The 15,520-nt window shown below is 67.1% G+C and carries 17 protein-coding genes and 1 pseudogene; 4 read left to right on the forward strand and 14 right to left on the reverse strand.

All coding sequences use genetic code 11. The features are described from left to right. Positions 1-240: 240 nt before the first annotated feature. The 4 genes from ugpQ to OKW38_RS17515 form a co-directional block, all read right to left on the reverse strand. Positions 241-993, reverse strand: a complete 753-nt coding sequence (gene ugpQ / locus OKW38_RS17500; protein WP_429362460.1) for a glycerophosphodiester phosphodiesterase — start codon at positions 991-993, stop codon at positions 241-243. 111 nt (positions 994-1,104) lie between these two features. Continuing rightward, positions 1,105-2,112 (reverse strand): lipoyl synthase, encoded by a 1,008-nt coding sequence (lipA, locus tag OKW38_RS17505; protein WP_429362461.1) that lies wholly within the window; start codon positions 2,110-2,112, stop codon positions 1,105-1,107. Positions 2,113-2,125: 13 nt separating this feature from the next. Continuing rightward, positions 2,126-2,851 carry a lipoyl(octanoyl) transferase LipB gene (lipB, locus tag OKW38_RS17510; protein WP_090802840.1) on the reverse strand — a complete coding sequence of 242 codons (726 nt, stop codon included), beginning with the start codon at positions 2,849-2,851 and terminating at the stop codon, positions 2,126-2,128. 119 nt (positions 2,852-2,970) lie between these two features. Continuing rightward, entirely contained in the window at positions 2,971-3,297 is a 327-nt protein-coding gene (locus tag OKW38_RS17515) for a DUF2917 domain-containing protein (RefSeq protein WP_090802839.1), read from the reverse strand. 98 nt (positions 3,298-3,395) lie between these two features. Between OKW38_RS17515 and OKW38_RS17520 the strand changes: the two genes are divergently transcribed. Continuing rightward, positions 3,396-4,415 carry a transcriptional regulator GcvA gene (locus tag OKW38_RS17520; RefSeq protein ID WP_429362462.1) on the forward strand — a complete coding sequence of 340 codons (1,020 nt, stop codon included), beginning with the start codon at positions 3,396-3,398 and terminating at the stop codon, positions 4,413-4,415. On the opposite strand, the gene OKW38_RS17525 is transcribed toward OKW38_RS17520, so the two are convergent. From OKW38_RS17525 to OKW38_RS17570, 10 genes and pseudogenes are all read right to left on the reverse strand, one after another. Further along, on the reverse strand, positions 4,399-4,668 hold the full coding sequence (locus OKW38_RS17525) for a DUF493 family protein (RefSeq protein ID WP_018419275.1): 270 nt from the start codon (positions 4,666-4,668) through the stop codon (positions 4,399-4,401). The two genes, OKW38_RS17520 and OKW38_RS17525, sit on opposite strands and share 17 nt — an antisense overlap. Beyond that, on the reverse strand, positions 4,640-5,599 hold the full coding sequence (locus tag OKW38_RS17530) for a D-amino acid aminotransferase (RefSeq protein WP_090802837.1): 960 nt from the start codon (positions 5,597-5,599) through the stop codon (positions 4,640-4,642). Before OKW38_RS17530 ends, OKW38_RS17525 begins: the two co-directional genes overlap by 29 nt. Before the next feature lie 13 nt (positions 5,600-5,612). After that, the gene (locus OKW38_RS17535; RefSeq protein ID WP_429362464.1) at positions 5,613-6,842 is read right to left on the reverse strand and encodes a D-alanyl-D-alanine carboxypeptidase family protein; all 1,230 of its coding nucleotides are present in this window, start codon (positions 6,840-6,842) and stop codon (positions 5,613-5,615) included. Positions 6,843-7,163: 321 nt separating this feature from the next. Further along, positions 7,164-7,808 carry an alpha/beta hydrolase gene (locus tag OKW38_RS17540; protein ID WP_090802833.1) on the reverse strand — a complete coding sequence of 215 codons (645 nt, stop codon included), beginning with the start codon at positions 7,806-7,808 and terminating at the stop codon, positions 7,164-7,166. 26 nt (positions 7,809-7,834) lie between these two features. Then, positions 7,835-8,160 (reverse strand): annotated as a pseudogene (locus OKW38_RS17545) ((2Fe-2S) ferredoxin domain-containing protein). A gap of 104 nt (positions 8,161-8,264) precedes the next feature. Then, positions 8,265-9,422: a VanZ family protein gene (locus OKW38_RS17550; protein WP_429362466.1), complete on the reverse strand. Its 1,158-nt coding sequence runs from the start codon at positions 9,420-9,422 to the stop codon at positions 8,265-8,267. Positions 9,423-9,453: 31 nt separating this feature from the next. Continuing rightward, on the reverse strand, positions 9,454-10,080 hold the full coding sequence (locus tag OKW38_RS17555; RefSeq protein WP_429335678.1) for an ABC-type transport auxiliary lipoprotein family protein: 627 nt from the start codon (positions 10,078-10,080) through the stop codon (positions 9,454-9,456). A 30-nt stretch (positions 10,081-10,110) separates the two neighbouring features. Continuing rightward, entirely contained in the window at positions 10,111-11,079 is a 969-nt protein-coding gene (locus OKW38_RS17560) for an MlaD family protein (protein ID WP_090802825.1), read from the reverse strand. 46 nt (positions 11,080-11,125) lie between these two features. After that, entirely contained in the window at positions 11,126-12,004 is an 879-nt protein-coding gene (locus OKW38_RS17565; protein ID WP_090802824.1) for an ABC transporter ATP-binding protein, read from the reverse strand. Further along, positions 12,001-13,134, reverse strand: coding sequence for an MlaE family ABC transporter permease (locus OKW38_RS17570; RefSeq protein WP_090802823.1), 1,134 nt, complete (start codon positions 13,132-13,134; stop codon positions 12,001-12,003). The genes OKW38_RS17565 and OKW38_RS17570 overlap by 4 nt, the downstream gene beginning before the upstream one ends. A gap of 146 nt (positions 13,135-13,280) precedes the next feature. On the opposite strand from OKW38_RS17570, the gene OKW38_RS17575 reads away from it, so the two are divergent. The 3 genes from OKW38_RS17575 to OKW38_RS17585 all read left to right on the forward strand — a co-directional run bounded on the left by OKW38_RS17575 (position 13,281) and on the right by OKW38_RS17585 (position 15,454). Then, a complete protein-coding gene (locus tag OKW38_RS17575; RefSeq protein ID WP_429362468.1) occupies positions 13,281-14,219 on the forward strand; it encodes a biotin--[acetyl-CoA-carboxylase] ligase in 939 nt (312 codons plus the stop codon). Beyond that, on the forward strand, positions 14,216-15,055 hold the full coding sequence (locus tag OKW38_RS17580; RefSeq protein WP_429362469.1) for a type III pantothenate kinase: 840 nt from the start codon (positions 14,216-14,218) through the stop codon (positions 15,053-15,055). Before OKW38_RS17575 ends, OKW38_RS17580 begins: the two co-directional genes overlap by 4 nt. Before the next feature lie 159 nt (positions 15,056-15,214). Further along, a complete protein-coding gene (locus OKW38_RS17585; protein WP_090802818.1) occupies positions 15,215-15,454 on the forward strand; it encodes a hypothetical protein in 240 nt (79 codons plus the stop codon). The last annotated feature ends 66 nt before the right edge of the window (positions 15,455-15,520 follow it).

Raw genomic sequence — 15,520 nt, forward strand, 5'->3', positions numbered from 1 at the left:
CATTTTGTCTCCTTGCTTTTTTGTCGGGCCGTGGCGGCCACGCGCTTTCTTTCGCAAGGTCGATGCCAGTTTGATTTCAGACTGGAAGCCTTGATTTTTATGGATTTTCCGGCACAGCTCGGCGCGCGCCGTCCGGGTTTCCGGAAATCAGGACGAGCGCTGTCGGGGAATCCGGAATTCGGTGCGCGCGCGTTTGCGGGGAAACCCGCAGGGGTTTGTGCGGAGCTTGCGAGCGCAACGTCACGTCAACAGATCGATCCGGTCCGTGCAGATCATGTCGACGCCCCATTCTTCGAGCAACCGCGCGCGCGCCGGATCGTTCACCGTGTAAGCGAGCACGCGCAGCCCGGCCGCGCGGATCCGCGCGACCAGCGGTTCGCTCAGATAGCGGTGACTCGCGTGCAGCGAGACGCAGTCGAGTTCGCGCACGATGCGCAGCCAGTCCGCCGGTACCTGCTCGAACAGCATGCCGCGCGGCAGCGATGGCGCGGCATCGCGCGCGGCGGCGAGCGCATCGAACGAAAACGACGACAACAGCGGCTGCGTCTGCCCTTGCCAAAGCTCGAGCGCGCCTTGGGCGACCAGTGCGCCGGTGATGACGTCGCGGCCCGGACACGGCTTGATCTCGATGTTCGCCGCGATGCCGTCGCGCGCGCAACGCTCGGCCGCGTCGGCCAGCGTCGGCAGCCGCGTGCCGGTGAACTCCGCGCCGCGCCACGCGCCGGCATCCAGAGCGGCGAGTTGCTGCCATGTGTGCGTGGCCGCCGGCCCGTGGCCGTTGGTCGTGCGATCGAGCGTGTCGTCATGCAGCAGGAACAGCGCGTTGTCGGCGGACAGCTTCGCGTCGAATTCGACCATGCGATAGCCGTAGCGCACGCAGGCGTCGAAACCGGCCAAGGTGTTTTCCGGCGCAAGCGTACCGCCGCAGCGGTGCGCGATCAGCCGCGGATAAGGCCATTGTGCGGAGGTCCCGCGATCCATCGGGGTTGCCACGTGTCGTTTCCTTGCTGATAGAAGAGCGGTCTATGAAAAAAGCCCGCACATCGGCGGGCTTTTCGTTTCTGCGGGCGTGAAGCGAGGCAACAGCGGCGAGGTGCGAGCGCGTCAGACCACGCCGGCTCCATGCGCCTGCACGTCGGCGTGATAGCTCGAACGAACCATCGCGCCCACCGCGGCGTGCGAGAAGCCCATCTTGTACGCCTCTTCCTCGTACATCTTGAAGGTGTCCGGATGCGCGTAAGCGCGGACCGGCAGATGGTGCTCCGACGGCTGCAGGTACTGGCCGATCGTCAGCATGTCGACGTCGTGCTCGCGCAGATCGCGCATCACTTGCAGGATTTCCTCTTCGGTTTCGCCGAGGCCGACCATCAGGCCGGACTTGGTCGCGACGTGCGGATGCAGCGCCTTGAAGTCCTTCAGCAGCTTCAGCGAATGCGCGTAATCCGACCCCGGGCGCGCTTCCTTGTACAGACGCGGCACCGTTTCGAGGTTGTGGTTCATCACGTCGGGCGGCGCCGCATTCAGGATGCCGAGCGCGCGGTCGAGGCGGCCACGGAAGTCCGGCGTCAGGATTTCGATACGCGTTTGCGGCGACAGCTCGCGCGTCTGACGGATACATTCGACGAAGTGCGCCGCGCCACCGTCGCGCAGATCATCACGGTCGACGCTGGTGATCACCACGTACTTCAACTTCAGCGCAGCGATGGTGCGCGCGAGGTTGGCCGGTTCGTCGGCGTCGAGCGGATCGGGACGGCCGTGGCCGACGTCGCAGAACGGGCAGCGGCGCGTGCACTTGTCACCCATGATCATGAAGGTCGCGGTGCCCTTGCCGAAACATTCGCCGATGTTCGGGCAGCTCGCCTCTTCACACACCGTGTGAAGATTGTGCTCGCGCAGGATCTGCTTGATCTCGTAGAAGCGCGAATTGCCGGTGGCCGCCTTCACGCGGATCCAGTCCGGCTTCTTCAGCTTTTCGATCGGAACGACCTTGATCGGGATGCGCGCGGTCTTGGCTTGCGCTTTCTGCTTCGCGGTGGCGTCGTAGGCGGCGGGGGCCGGCACGCCTTCGGGCGCGGGGGTGGCTGCTGCGGAATTCGCGGTTACGTCAGTCATTCGTTCGATCCAGTCAGGCGGTGAGCGCACCGGCCTGCGGTTGGGCGACGGCCGCGGGATTGCCGTCGAGGTTTGCGGTGAGACTTGCTGCGAGGGTACGGGCCACGTCGTCCCAGCCCGCGGCGATGCCGAGCGTCGCCATGTCGACTGTTTCGAGCCCCGCGTAGCCGCATGGATTGATCGCGAGAAACGGCCGCAGGTCCATGTTCACGTTCAGACTCACGCCGTGATAGCTGCAGCCGTTGCGGATTTTCAGGCCAAGCGCCGCGATCTTGGCGCCGGCATGGAGCCCGGCGTCGGGCCCGGGCGCCACGTAGATGCCGGGGGCGCCCGCCTTGCGTTCTCCGGCGAGATTATACGCCGCGAGGGTGTCGATCACGGCCTGCTCGATCCGGGTGACCAGCTCGCGCACCATCAGCTTGCGCCGGCGCAGGTCGAGCAGCAGATAGGCGACCACCTGGCCGGGCCCGTGATACGTGATCTGCCCGCCGCGGTCGACCTTGACGAGCGGAATGTTGCTGTCTGCCGCGAGCAGGTGCGCCGGATCGCCGGCCTGGCCGAGCGTGAAGACGGGCGGATGCTCGACGAGCCAGATTTCGTCGGCGGTGTCGGCGGTGCGGGCGTCGGTGAAGGCGCGCATCGCGTCGAAACTGGCTTCGTAGGGTTCGCGGCCGAGCCAGCGCAGCATGGGCGGCTCGATGGCAGGTAGCGGAGACGGAGAGACCGGGGTGGCGCACATGATTCCGGGAGTTTACCGAAATCTCGGAAACCGCGCCCGCGGCCACCAGGAACCTGCACAGCCGGGGCCGGTACCCTGCCGGCCCCGGCGTCACGCACGGCTTTTGCGCCGCGCCACCGTCAAACGGTGTGCCAGCCGCCGCGCACACGCATCATCCAGCGCTCGCCGATGCGAGCGAGCCAGTTCAGCGCGCGCTCGTCGCAGCGCGTCGGCACCGAGAACGTAACCTTCGCGAACGTGGCGCCCTCGGCGCTGAGCCAGAGCCGCTCGCCGCGCCGCAGATGCAGCGTCTGCCCGGGCTGCAGCCAGTAGTCCTTCGTATCGTCGCTGCGCGTGACCCACACCGCGCCGCCATGCACGCGCAACTTCGTGCTGCGCGCGACCTTCAGCGGCAGCGTGTCGCCGGTGCGGATTTCATATGCAATACTAGAGGAAATTTCTCGCATGAGGCCCTCGCCAAAAATCGTTTCATGACTAGAATCCTAGGTGCAGCAAGGACTTGGGCAAAACGATCAATTTTCACGTCTATGTGAGAAATATTGCGATGGACCTGCGTCAACTCCCCGCCCTGAACGCGATCAAGGCGTTCGAAGCCGCCGCCCGCCACGAAAGCTTTTCGCGCGCCGCCGACGAGTTGTTCGTCACGCACGGCGCGGTCAGCCACCAGATCCGCGCGCTCGAGGCCGAGCTCGGCGTGTCGCTGTTCGCGCGCGACGGCAAGCGCGTGCGCCTCACCGAAACCGGCCGTCGCTACGCCACCCAGGTGCGCGCCGCGTTGATGGAGCTCGCCGACGCGACTCGCGCGATCCGTGCCGGCGACCGCGAGCGGCGCCTCGTGATATCGATGCTGTCGTCGTTCGCGGCCCGCTGGGTGACGCCGCGCATCGGCAGCTTTATCGAGGCAAATCCGCAGTGGGATCTCGAGTTGCTGACCACCAATGCGCTGACGGACTTCGCGCGCGACGACGTCGACGTCGCGATCCGTTTCGGCTTCGGCAAATATCCGGGGCTGCACGCCGAGCTGCTGCTCGACGAGATTTTCTTCCCCGCCTGCTCGCCCAACTTCAACGGCGGCAAGCTGCCGCAAACCCCGGCCGATCTCGCCAAAGTCCCGCTGCTGCGCTCCGACGACGAGCTATGGCGCCCATGGTTCGACGCCGCCGGCCTCACCGACTGGCCGGAGCCGAAGCGCGGCGTGCTGTATCAGGATTCGTCGAATCTGTTGCAGGCGGCCGTCGACGGCCAGGGGGTCGCGCTGACGCGCCGCTCGCTCGCGATGCACGAGATCGCGGCGGGCCGGCTCGTGCGGCTCTTTGATGTGGATGGGCCGAGCCCGTGGCAATACTATTTGGTCTGCCTGCCGCAGACGCTGGGGACCGCGCGGGTCAAGGCGTTTCGCGACTGGGTGTTCGACGAGGTGGCGCGCTTCAGGCTGCTGTTCGATCTCGCCTGCGAGGCGGGTCCCGCGGCGCGCGCGCGCCTGGCGGCGCAGGGAGTGACGGCGGACGCGTTGCGCGTCGCGCCGCAAGGTGAAAAACCGCGCGGTGTTACAGCACGACCTTGACCATCGGATGGCCGGTCAGCGCGCGATAGATGTCGTCGAGATGCGCGCGGCTCGTCGCCCGCACGTGGACGGTCAGCCCCGTGTAGGTGCCGCTGCTCGACGGCCGCGTCTCGACGCGCGACGCATCGACCTCGGTATCGAACACGCGCACCACTTCGACGATCGTCGCGGCAAACTCGGGATGCGATTTGCCCATGATCTTGATCGGGAAATCGCAGGGGAATTCAAACAGTGAGTCGTTCTCGGGATTCATTCTCTACTCCTTCTTCCGCCGCGGCGGCTTCAGCCGCCTTGGCTCGCTGATACGCCGCATACAGCTCCGCAAACACCGCGCCCGGGCGGCCCGCGCCGACCGGCGCGCCATCGAGCCGCGTGACCGGCAGCACTTCCTTGGTCGCCGAGCTGACGATGATTTCATCGGCCGCGCGCACTTCAGCTTCGGTGATGTCGCGCGCTTCGAAGCGGATACCGCATTCGGCCGTCAGCTCCTCGATGAGCCCATAGCGGATCCCTTCGAGAATCCTGTTGCTGCGCGGCGGCGCGGCCAGCACGCCATCCTTCACGATCCACACGTTCGACGACGACCCTTCGGTCAGCAAACCATCGCGGAACTGCAGCGTCTCGAAGGCGTCGTTTTCGGCCGCGTATTGCGCCATCAGCACGTTGCCGAGCAGCGACACCGACTTGATGTCGCAATTGAGCCAGCGACGATCCTCGGCGCTCACGCACGGGACACCGCTTGCGCGCTGCGCGGCGGCGGGCAGGTTCAGCGCGGTGACCATCACGAACACGGTCGGCTTCACGCCGGCCGGAAATGCGTGAGCGCGCTTCGCGACGCCACGCGTGACCTGGATGTATGCGATCGCGTCCTGATCGGCACGCAAGCCGCCGTCCGTTTCGTTGGCCTCGGCCACGCGTCCGATCAGCTCGCGCCAGCCAGCGTCGTCGAGCGGATTGGCGATGCCGATCTTGCCGACCGAGCGCGCGAGACGCGCCAGATGCTGCTTCAGACGAAACGCGGTGCGCCGTCCGCTCGCGTGCGCGTACAACGGCGCCACTTCGTAAATGCCGTCGCCGAAAATGAAGCCGCGGTCGAGCACCGGCACGCGCGCTTCGGACAACGGCACCAGTTCGCCGTTCAGATGAACGATCGGGTCCGGCGAAACCTCGGAGACAACGGTCATTGCGACGTAGCCCTTACTTTTTCTTGTTGAACATCAGCATCAGCGAATCCCACACGCGGCCCACCACACCGGCTTGCTGCACCGGCTGCAGCGCGACCACCGGGAATTGCGCGAGCACCTTGCCGTCGGCGACGAGCTTGGCGGTGCCGATCTGCTGGCCGTTGGCGATCGGCGCGACGAGCGGATCGTTGAGTTCGATCTGCGGCTTCGCCTTGTCGGCGGCGCCCTTCGGCAGCGTGATGTACTGGTCGCTCTTCACGCCGACCTGCACGCTGTCCTGCGAACCCTTGTAGACGCGCGGCGTGGCCACGACCTGGTTCGCCTTGTACAGACGCGTCGTGTCGTAGGCGGTGTAGCCGTAGTTCAGCATCTTCAGGCTGTCCTGCACGCGGTCGTGCTCCTTGGTCTCGCCCATCATCACCGAGACGAGACGGCGCGACGCGTCGGTCGTGCCCGGCAGCGGACGCTTCGCGCTCGCGATCAGGCAGTAGCCGGCCGCTTGCGTGTGACCGGTCTTCAGACCGTCGACGGTCGGGTCGATCCACAGCAGACGGTTGCGGTTCGGCTGCTTGATCTTGTTGTACGTGAATTCCTTGACCGAGAAGATGTTGTAGTACTCGGGATAGTCGCGAATCAGGCGGGCCGACAGGATCGCGAGATCGCCCGCGGTCGTGTAGTGCTGCGGGTCGGGCATGCCGTTCACGTCGGCGAAATGCGTGTGCGTCATGCCGAGCTTTTGCGCCTCCTTGTTCATCATGTCGACGAACTGCGCCTCGCTGCCGCCCACCAGTTCGGCGAGCGCAATTGCCGCGTCGTTGCCCGACTGCACGATCATGCCGTACACGAGGTCATGCACGGTCACCGGCTTGAGCGCCTCGATGAACATGCGCGATTCGTCGTTGCGCACGCGCCGCACGGCTTCGCTCGGCTCGATGCTCTGATCCATCGTGATCTTCTTCGTGTCGAGCGCCTCGAACACGAGATACGCGGTCATCAGCTTGGTCAACGACGCCGGCTCGACGCGCTCGTCGGCATTGGCGGACGCGAGCACCTGGTTGCTGGTCGCGTCGACGAGCACCCACGAGCGCGCGCTGACGCCCGGCGGCGGCACCTGCGCGAACGCGGTGCCGGCGACGAGCGTGGCCGGCAGCACGAGGCCGACGGCGACGGCGCGATTGAGCGAAGCGGGAACGAAAGAAGCGAGTGAAGGGAATGACATGCGGCCAGAGGAGGAGAAACGCATAGGATCGATTCGTGCAGAAAAATTCGTTGCGCGACAGCGCGCGGAGTTGGGGGAGCCGGTCGGCGGGGCATCTGGCCGTAAAACGGCGGGCGCCCGTTGGACTGATGGCGACGCAATCGGTTCGCGAGCGCAGCGCTGCGCACCCGGCCGCGCCCTCCCGCGAAATGATTCCGCGGCGCGCGATTCTGCCGGCTGGACGGCGCTGTGCCCAAAAAAAGAGCGCCCATTATACGCGCGCTACCTGGTCAGCTTCGCGCGCGTGTCGTCGATTTGCACACGTTTGCGCGCACCTGTCCCCCGCAAAATGCGCGTCGCGCGTTTTCAGCGCCAGGCGTCGACGATGATCCGCTTCAGGATGTGAAGCTTGCGATGCAGAAAGTGCTCGGCGCCCGGAATCACGACGACCGGCAGTTCCTGCGGCCGCGCCCAGTCGAACACGGACTGGACGGGGACGGTCTCGTCGACTTCGCCGTGGATCACGAGTGTGCTTTCGGGCACGGGTGCGACGTCCCAGCGGCTCGCCGCGGTACCGACGAACACGATGCGCTCGATTTCCCGGCCTTCATCGCGCAGCTTCGCCGCGACGTGCGACAGCACCACGGTGCCGAACGAAAAGCCCGCCAATACGAGCGGCAGATCGCCGTAGTCCGGATCTGCGCGCATGTGCTCGAGCACCGCGCGCAGATCGTCGCGCTCGCCGACGCCCGCGTCGTGCTCGCCCTGGGTCTGGCCGACGCCGCGGAAATTCGACCGGTAAGTGACGTAGTTCAGCTGCACGAGCGTGCGCGCGAGGGTCTGCGCGACCTTGTTGTCCATCGTGCCGCCAAACAGCGGATGCGGATGCGCGACGAGCGCGATGCCGCGTGGCGCGGCGCCTTTTTCGCGCACACCGTCGGGCAGGTCCAGCGCGACCTCGATCTTGCCGACCGGGCCGTCGATCAGATACTTCTTCGTGTTGACGTTCATCGGGATGGATCGTTTTGTGATTCGCGTTATTGATCGATCTTCAGACGCTCGACGATCTTGCCGTTCGCAAGATGCGATTCGACGATCTCGTCGATGTCGCTCTCGTCGACGTAGGTGTACCAGACCGCCTCGGGATACACGACGAGCGTCGGGCCCAGTTCGCAGCGATCGAGGCAGCCGGCCTTGTTGATGCGCACCTGGCCGGGCCCGGCGAGGCCGAGTTGCTTCTCACGCGTTGTTTCGCGTATTCCTGCATCGCCTGTGCGTTGCAGTTCGCGCAGCTCGGACGCTCGGCGCCGGGGTCGCGTTGATTCAGACAGAAGAAAACGTGGTGCTTGTAGAAGGAATCCATGATGTTCGGGAGGCGAGCCTGAAAGGAAGTGCAATGGCGGTGCGGACGATTATAGCGACCGGGCTGTGCAGGCGTCGGGACCTGGCGGCCGGCGCGCAAGCACGTCACGCCCGCCTCGCGCGCCGCTTGAGCCACGCCCGCTCGACCGCGAACGCGAGCCACACCAGCGCCGCATAGGGCCATATCCATGCGAGCCAGCGCGCGAGCCCGTTGAAATGCAGATAGCGTCCCTGCCGCCAGTCGGCGAGCACGGCGTCGAAATACGGGTTCACCGGCAGCAGATTGACGAACACGAGTGCGACGACCAGCGCGACCCCGACGAGCGTCGCACGCAACCGCCGCCGCAGCGGCAGCGCGACGAGCGCCGCGACGGTGCCGCACACGAGTCCGATTAGCGCGCCGGGCGTCGCCCAGTCGAACGCGAGGCCCGATTGCGATTGCAGGAACGTCGCGCCGGCCTTCACGCACAAGGTCGCGACGATGAACACGAACAGCAGGCGCACGCGAGGCGCATGACGGCGCGCCGGCAGCGATGCAAGCGCGAGCGCCGCGAACAGGTTTAGCGCCGTGATCAGCGCTTCCCATGTGTCGTCGTCCAGCCACGCGGCGGCCGCCGCCGGCCATGCGCCGACATGCCACGCGGACGGCGTCCACGCGAGCAGCGCGTCCTGGGTGGCCGGATCGACGCTCAGCCACAGCGCGCGCGGCCAGTTGCCGAGACCGAACAGACGCGGCGACGGATACATCGTCGCAAACGGCCACGCGGCGACGAGGCACGCGAGCGTCGCATGGCCGCGCTCGAACCACAGCAACCGCAAACGCCTGAGCAGGCCGCGGTCGAGCAGCGCGCCGGTCAACGGCGACATCACCGCCGCGCCGACGAGCGCGCCCAGCGTGTTGGCGGCGAGATCGAGATTGGAGGCGACGCGTGTCGGCAGATAGGTCTGCACGGCTTCCATCGTGCCTGACAGCAGACCGCCCAACACGAACGCGAGCGCGACGGCCAGCGTGCCGCGCCAACGCGGGTACACCGCGAGCACCACCAGCGCGCCGAACGGCATATAGCCGAGCACGTTGGTGACGACGTCGAACGCCGTCAGGTACTGCGGCATCGGATCGAACAGATAGGCGAACGGCGTGATGCCGAGCGAGCGCCAGCCCGAGAACGGATACCACGACCCGTAGACGATCAGCGCCGTGTAAAGCAGCAGCGCCTGACGGGCCAGCGTCGACGGGCGGCGCAGCCAGGGGCGTTCGCTCATGCAGCGCTCCGTTGCGTGCGCGGCCCGCCCGTCATTGCGCGGCGACCAGCGCCTGCGAGCCGAGCCACGTGGTGATCTGCGCAACGAGGTCGTCGCTGGCCGCGGCGAGCGCCCGTGCGCCGCCGGCCGCATCCGCCGAATGCGCGGGCACGTGCGCGACGAAGGTCTGCTGGCCGATCACCTTGCCGCCCTGCATCAGCGTCGCACGCGCGGTGATCGCGCCGTGGCTGTCCGTCTGGCTGTCGAACACCTGCTCGAACTCGGTCAGATCGACCCGCAGCACCGGCGCGGTCACGCCGTCCGCGCCCGTCAGCACGGTGCCGCGCTCGCTCAGCGCATTGCGCAGGCGCTGCGTCAGCAGTTGCGACGGCATCATCGTCCAGTGGCTGTTGGCGTAGGCGGCCGTCTGCTGCGCGTCGGCGTAGCTCAGCCGATAAGTCATCCGATCGGATTCGAGCACGGACGGCGCGCTGACCTCCAGCACCTTGACGGCCGGCAGCCGGCTCGCCGCGACGGCCTGCGGCGGTGGTCCGAAGTCGTAGCGGATGTCCGACACCACTGCGGACGTGCCCGCGCAGCCCGCCGCCAGCACGCCGAACGCAAGCAGCGCCGCGAGCGCGGCGCGCGCGGACAACAGTCGGTGAATCGAGCGTGACATGGGCATCTTCCTCTGTTCTAGCCTGCGGATTCAGTGAGCTGCGGGCGCGGTAGCGGCGGGCCACGCGAAGCCGGCCTCGCCCGGACCCGGCGCCGGGCGCGGCGCGCCGAACAGAACGCTGCGCGGATTGGTGTTGAAGGTGTCGGCGGCGCGGTCGATCGATTGCGCCGCCGCGCGCACGTCCTCGGTCAGCGAATTGACGCGCGGCAGCGTCTCGTAGCCGACCCGCGCGGACAGGTCCTGCAGCGACATGTTCATCTGCGTGAGCGCATCGCCCGCCTGCTGCGCGGCCGTGCCGACCTTGTCCAGATTGCGCTCGAGGGGCCCGTCCGGACGGTTCAGGTTCGTGATCATCTGGTTGGTCGACGCGAGCGTGTGGTTCAGTTGGTCGACCGTGCCGGGCAGCTTGCTGGCGACGGGCGCCATCTCACGAGTCAGCGTCGCGACGCCCGAGGCCGCCTGCGCGATGCTCGCCGCGGTGTCGTGCAGCTGCGCGACCATTTCCGGCGAGAGCATGTTGTTCACGTTGTCGGTGACTTTTTCGAGCTTGCGCAGCAGCACGTCGCCGCGTCGCTGCAACTGGTCGAACAGACCCGGGCGCATCGGCAATTGTGCGACCTTTTGGGCTGACGACGGCAGCGGCGTCAGATCGCGCCCGGTATCGTCGAGCTGGATGAACGCGAGGCCGGTCACGCCCTGCAAGCCGAGGCTGCCGAACGTCGAATGCGTGATCGGCGCGTGCTCGTCGACCATGATGCGGATCAGGATCTCCCCCGGATGTTTCGGATCGAACTTGATCGACTGCACACGGCCGACGTCGAGCCCGCGAAAGCGCACCGCCGCGTCCGCAAAGAGGCCGTTCACGCTGGTGCGCGCGATCAGGTCGTACGGCACCCGCACGGTGCGGTCGACGTTGAACAGATACGCCGCCAGCGCGATCGCCGCCGTCAGCACGACCGTGAAGAGCCCGGCCCAGAACGCATGCGCTTTGTTTTCCATTGTCAGTTTCCCTGGTTCATAGCGGCCCGGTTCATGGCGGCCCGCCTCACAGCGGCAACTCGGACGACGCCGGCTCGAGCGCCGCCTGCGGCAGCTTCGCGCGGCGCTCCGGCGGCAGCGCCTGCAGCGCGCGGCGCCCGCGCAGGCCGAGGAAATATTCGTGGATGAACGGATGGTCGACGCCCGCGGCCTCCTCGACCGGCGCGTTGACGAGCACTTTGCGATCGGCCAGCACGGCCACGCGTGTCGACAGTGCGACCATCGTATCGAGATCGTGCGTGATCATCACGACCGTCAGACCGAGCGCGCGATGCAGCCCTGAGATCAGCTCGACGAATTCGTCGGACGCCTCCGGGTCGAGGCCGGCGGTCGGTTCGTCGAGGAACAGCAGTTCGGGTTCGAGCGCGATCGCGCGCGCGATGCCAACCCGCTTGATCATGCCGCCCGACAGCGCCGATGGCATCTTCGACGCGTGCTTGCACGGCAGCCCGACCATTTCGAGCTTCAGCATCACGATGTCGCGCAGCAGGTCTTCGGGCACCTTGCCGAGTTCGCGCACCGGTTGCGCGACGTTGTCGAACACCGACAGCGACGAGAACAGCGCGCCGCGCTGGAACAGCATGCCGGAGCGGCTGCGCATCAGCAGCGCGGTGTCGGGCGAGATCGTTGCGAGGTCTTCGCCGAACAGCTTGATCGTGCCCCTGGACGGGCGCTCGAGGCCGAGAATCTGCCGCACCAGCGTGGTCTTGCCCGAACCCGAGCCGCCGACGATCGACACGATCTCGCCGCGCCGCACCTCGAGGCTCAGATGCTGATGCACGATGTTGCGGCCGTAGCGCTTGGTGATGTCGATCACCTCGATCACCGGCTCGGCGATCGACGGTACGGGTTGGCCGCGTACGGCTTCGGTGAGTGGCGCGATCATCCTAGCCCCACGTTTTGAAAGAGGATCGCGAACACCGCGTCCGCGAGAATCACGATGGTGATCGACGTGACCACCGAGGTCGTCGTGCCTTCGCCGAGACTCTGCGAATTGGCTTTGATACGGAAGCCGAAATGACAGCCCGCGATCGCGATCAGCATGCCGAATACCGCGCCCTTGCCAAGCCCGATCCACAGGTTCGCGATCGGCACGACGTTCGGCAGCTGGCGCGCGAAGAAGCTCATGTCGATGCCGAGCACGAGCTTCGCGGCGAGCGCGCCGCCCGTCAACGAGATCACGTTGGTCCACATCACGAGCAGCGGCATCGCGACGGCCAGTGCGATCACGCGCGGCAGGATCAGCCGCAGGCCGTGCGGGATGCCCATTACGCGCATCGCGTCGAGCTCCTCGGTCACGCGCATCACGCCGATCTGCGCGGTGATCGCCGAGCCCGAGCGGCCCGCCACCAGAATCGCCGACAGCACCGGGCCGAGTTCGCGAATCACCGCGAGGCCGAGAATATTGACGATGAACTGGTTCGCGCCAAACATGCGCAATTGCTGTGCCGACAGATAGCTCAACACGATGCCGATCAGGAACGCGACCAGCGCGGTGATCGGCAGCGCCCGAGCGCCGGCGTTGTAGATGTTCGCGGAGATTTCGGTCCACGGCGTGAGTTTCGGCTTGCGCACGATCGCGAGCAGATCGAGCACGAAGCGCCCGAGCATCGCGACGCCGCCCTGCATGTGCTCGACGAACGAGAAGAGCCCGAGGCCGAGACGCGTAAAGGGATCGAGGCGCGTGACCGGCTCGGCGCTCTCGCGCACCGTGTCGAGCAGCGCGATGCGCTCGAAGATGTCGCGCTGCGTGTCCGTGAGCGCGGTGCCCGGCGGCATCTTGCGGCCCCACACGCGCCACAGCGCCTGGCCGCCGACGTGGTCCATCCGGTCGACGCGCGACAGGTCCCACTCGCCGATGCCCTGCGCGCCGGTCAGCGAACGCAGTTCCGGAATCACGTGCCCGGTGTCGCGATCGCGCGCGAGCGCGAGCGCCGTCCACTGGCCCGAGAGACGGACGATCTTGCCTTGGCTGCCGGCCGCGACTTCAAGGCCGGGCGGAGTGTCATTGTTCAAGGATCGCGTGAATCTGGTTATCGGATTAGCGGCCATTGTAACGAAGGCTCGGCCGCCGGTCCGCACTGATGCACATCGATCGGCGTCGCCGTTCACCGCTGCGCATTCGAGTCCCGGGCGGGTTCGCTGTGGCTACAATATGGGACATGAATGCCTCCAAGACTCCCGCCTCCCCGTCCGCAGCGACAAGCGCGGCACCAGCCTCGTCGTCGGCTTCGACCGACTGGCGCATCGATCGCGAACGCGCGGTCAAGCTGTTCGGCGCGCATGCGCATGACTGGCCGATCGAAATCGTCGAAGAAACCGGCTCGACCAACGCCGACCTGATGGCCCACGTGAAAGCCCTGCCGCGCCGCGCGAACGCGCTGCCGCGGCCGATCGTGCGCGTCGCGTATCTGCAGACCGCCGGGCGCGGCCGCCGTGGGCGGCCGTGGTACGCGGAGCCCGGCAACGCGCTGCTGTTTTCGGTCGCGTGCGTCTTGCCGCGACCGCTCGAAGGGCTCGGGGGCTTGAGTCTCGCGGTGGGCGTCGCGCTCGTCGACGGGCTGCGCTCGCTGCCGGTCGCGGGTCCCGGACAGATCGCGCTGAAGTGGCCGAACGACGTGCTGCTCGAAGGCGACAAGCTCGCCGGCATCCTGATCGAAACCGCGTGGAGCACCGACGACGCGAGCGCGGTCGTGATCGGCATCGGCACCAACGTGAAAGGCGCCGACGAACTCGCGGCGAAGGTGGGCGCGCTGAACGCCGAGGTACCGCCGCAGGCGCTCGGCACCGTGCCGACCGCGTTGCAACGGGCGCTGCCGAACGCGAATCTGACCGATACGCTGGCAGCCGAATTGAACGCGCTCGAACCGATGCTGCAGCGCTTCGGCGCCGAAGGCTTCGCGCCGTTCCAGCCGCGCTGGAACGCGGTGCATGCTTACGCGGGCCGCGACGTCGTGCTGCTCGAACAAGGCCAGGAGCTCGCGCGCGGCGTGGCGGCGGGCGTTGACGAGCGTGGCCAGTTGCTGCTCGATACGGCTGAGGGCCGCCAGAGCATCGCGACCGGCGACGTGTCGCTGCGCCTCGCCCACGGTGTCGCATGAGTCAGCGCGCGCCATATCTGCTGATCGACGCGGGCAATAGCCGGATCAAGTGGGCGCTGGTGCAGCCCGATGGGACGCAGTTGGCGAGCGGCGCGCTCGCGCATGAGGACCTTGCCGGGCCACGCGCGCGGTCGGGTGCGCAACCCGCCTGGACTGACTGGCCGGCGCCATGCGGCGCGTGGCTCTCCAACGTCGCGGGCGCGGAGGTCGCGACGCACATCGCGGCGCTCGTCGACGCGCACTGGCCGCGACTGCCGCTCGCGACGATCCGCGCAAGTGCTCGTCGATGCGGCGTGACCAATTGCTACACGACACCGGACTCGCTCGGCAGCGACCGCTGGGCCGGCATGATCGGCGCGCACGCGACCTTTCCCGGCGAGCATCTGCTGCTCGCGACCTTCGGCACCGCGACGACGCTCGAGGCCTTGCGCGCCGATGGCGCGTTTATCGGCGGATTGATTGCGCCGGGCTGGACGCTGATGATGCGCTCGCTCGGTGAGCACACCGCGCAACTGCCGACGCTCGACGCCGCGCGCGCGCGCGGCCTGCTCGACGCCGCCGATACCACCGGCGCGGTCCGTCGCGGTCCGTTCTTCGCAACGGATACGCCGCGCTCGCTGTCGGCGGGCTGCACGCTGGCGCAGGCCGGATTGATCGAGCGGATGTGGCGGGACCTGCAGGATGAGTGGCAGGTGCCGGTGCGTCTCGTAGTCGGCGGCGGCGCCGCCGACGAAGTGGCGAGCGCCCTGAAAGTGCCGCATACTCGCCACGATTCGCTGGTGCTGTCAGGGCTTGCGCTGATCGCAGCCGAGGATACGGCGCGGCAAAGCGGCTGATTGCCTGCCGTGGCTAACGTTCGATTCACGACCGGGTGGCGCGTGATGTACGTGTAGAACCTGCGCCTGAGTTGCGCGCAATTCGCCGCCCATTTTCCGAACCCGAGTTTCTCCCGCACGCCCCAGGCTCAACTTCTTTCTGAATTGGAAACACCCACAATGCTTCGCTGGCCGATCGCCATTCTGATTGTTGTCAACGTGCTGGCTTTCGTCGCGCTGCTTGGCGCCTTCGGCCCCACACCCACCGCCAGCGGACGCGAGCCGAATCATCTGAACCGCCAGATTCATCCGGACTGGCTGAAGGTGCGGCCGGTCAGCGCCGCCGATGCGGCCGACCAGGCGGTGGTCGGCGGACCCGCGCCGCAGGCGCCGATTTCGACATCGGAGTTGCCGCAGTAATCAGGTGAGCGACGCGATCGGTTAGAAGTTCGGCAGTGCGCCGCGCGTGTTGCGGTAACGGGCGGC

Origin of the sequence: Paraburkholderia sp. MM5496-R1, from assembly GCF_050436205.1 — a bacterium.
GTDB lineage: Bacteria > Pseudomonadota > Gammaproteobacteria > Burkholderiales > Burkholderiaceae > Paraburkholderia > Paraburkholderia tuberum.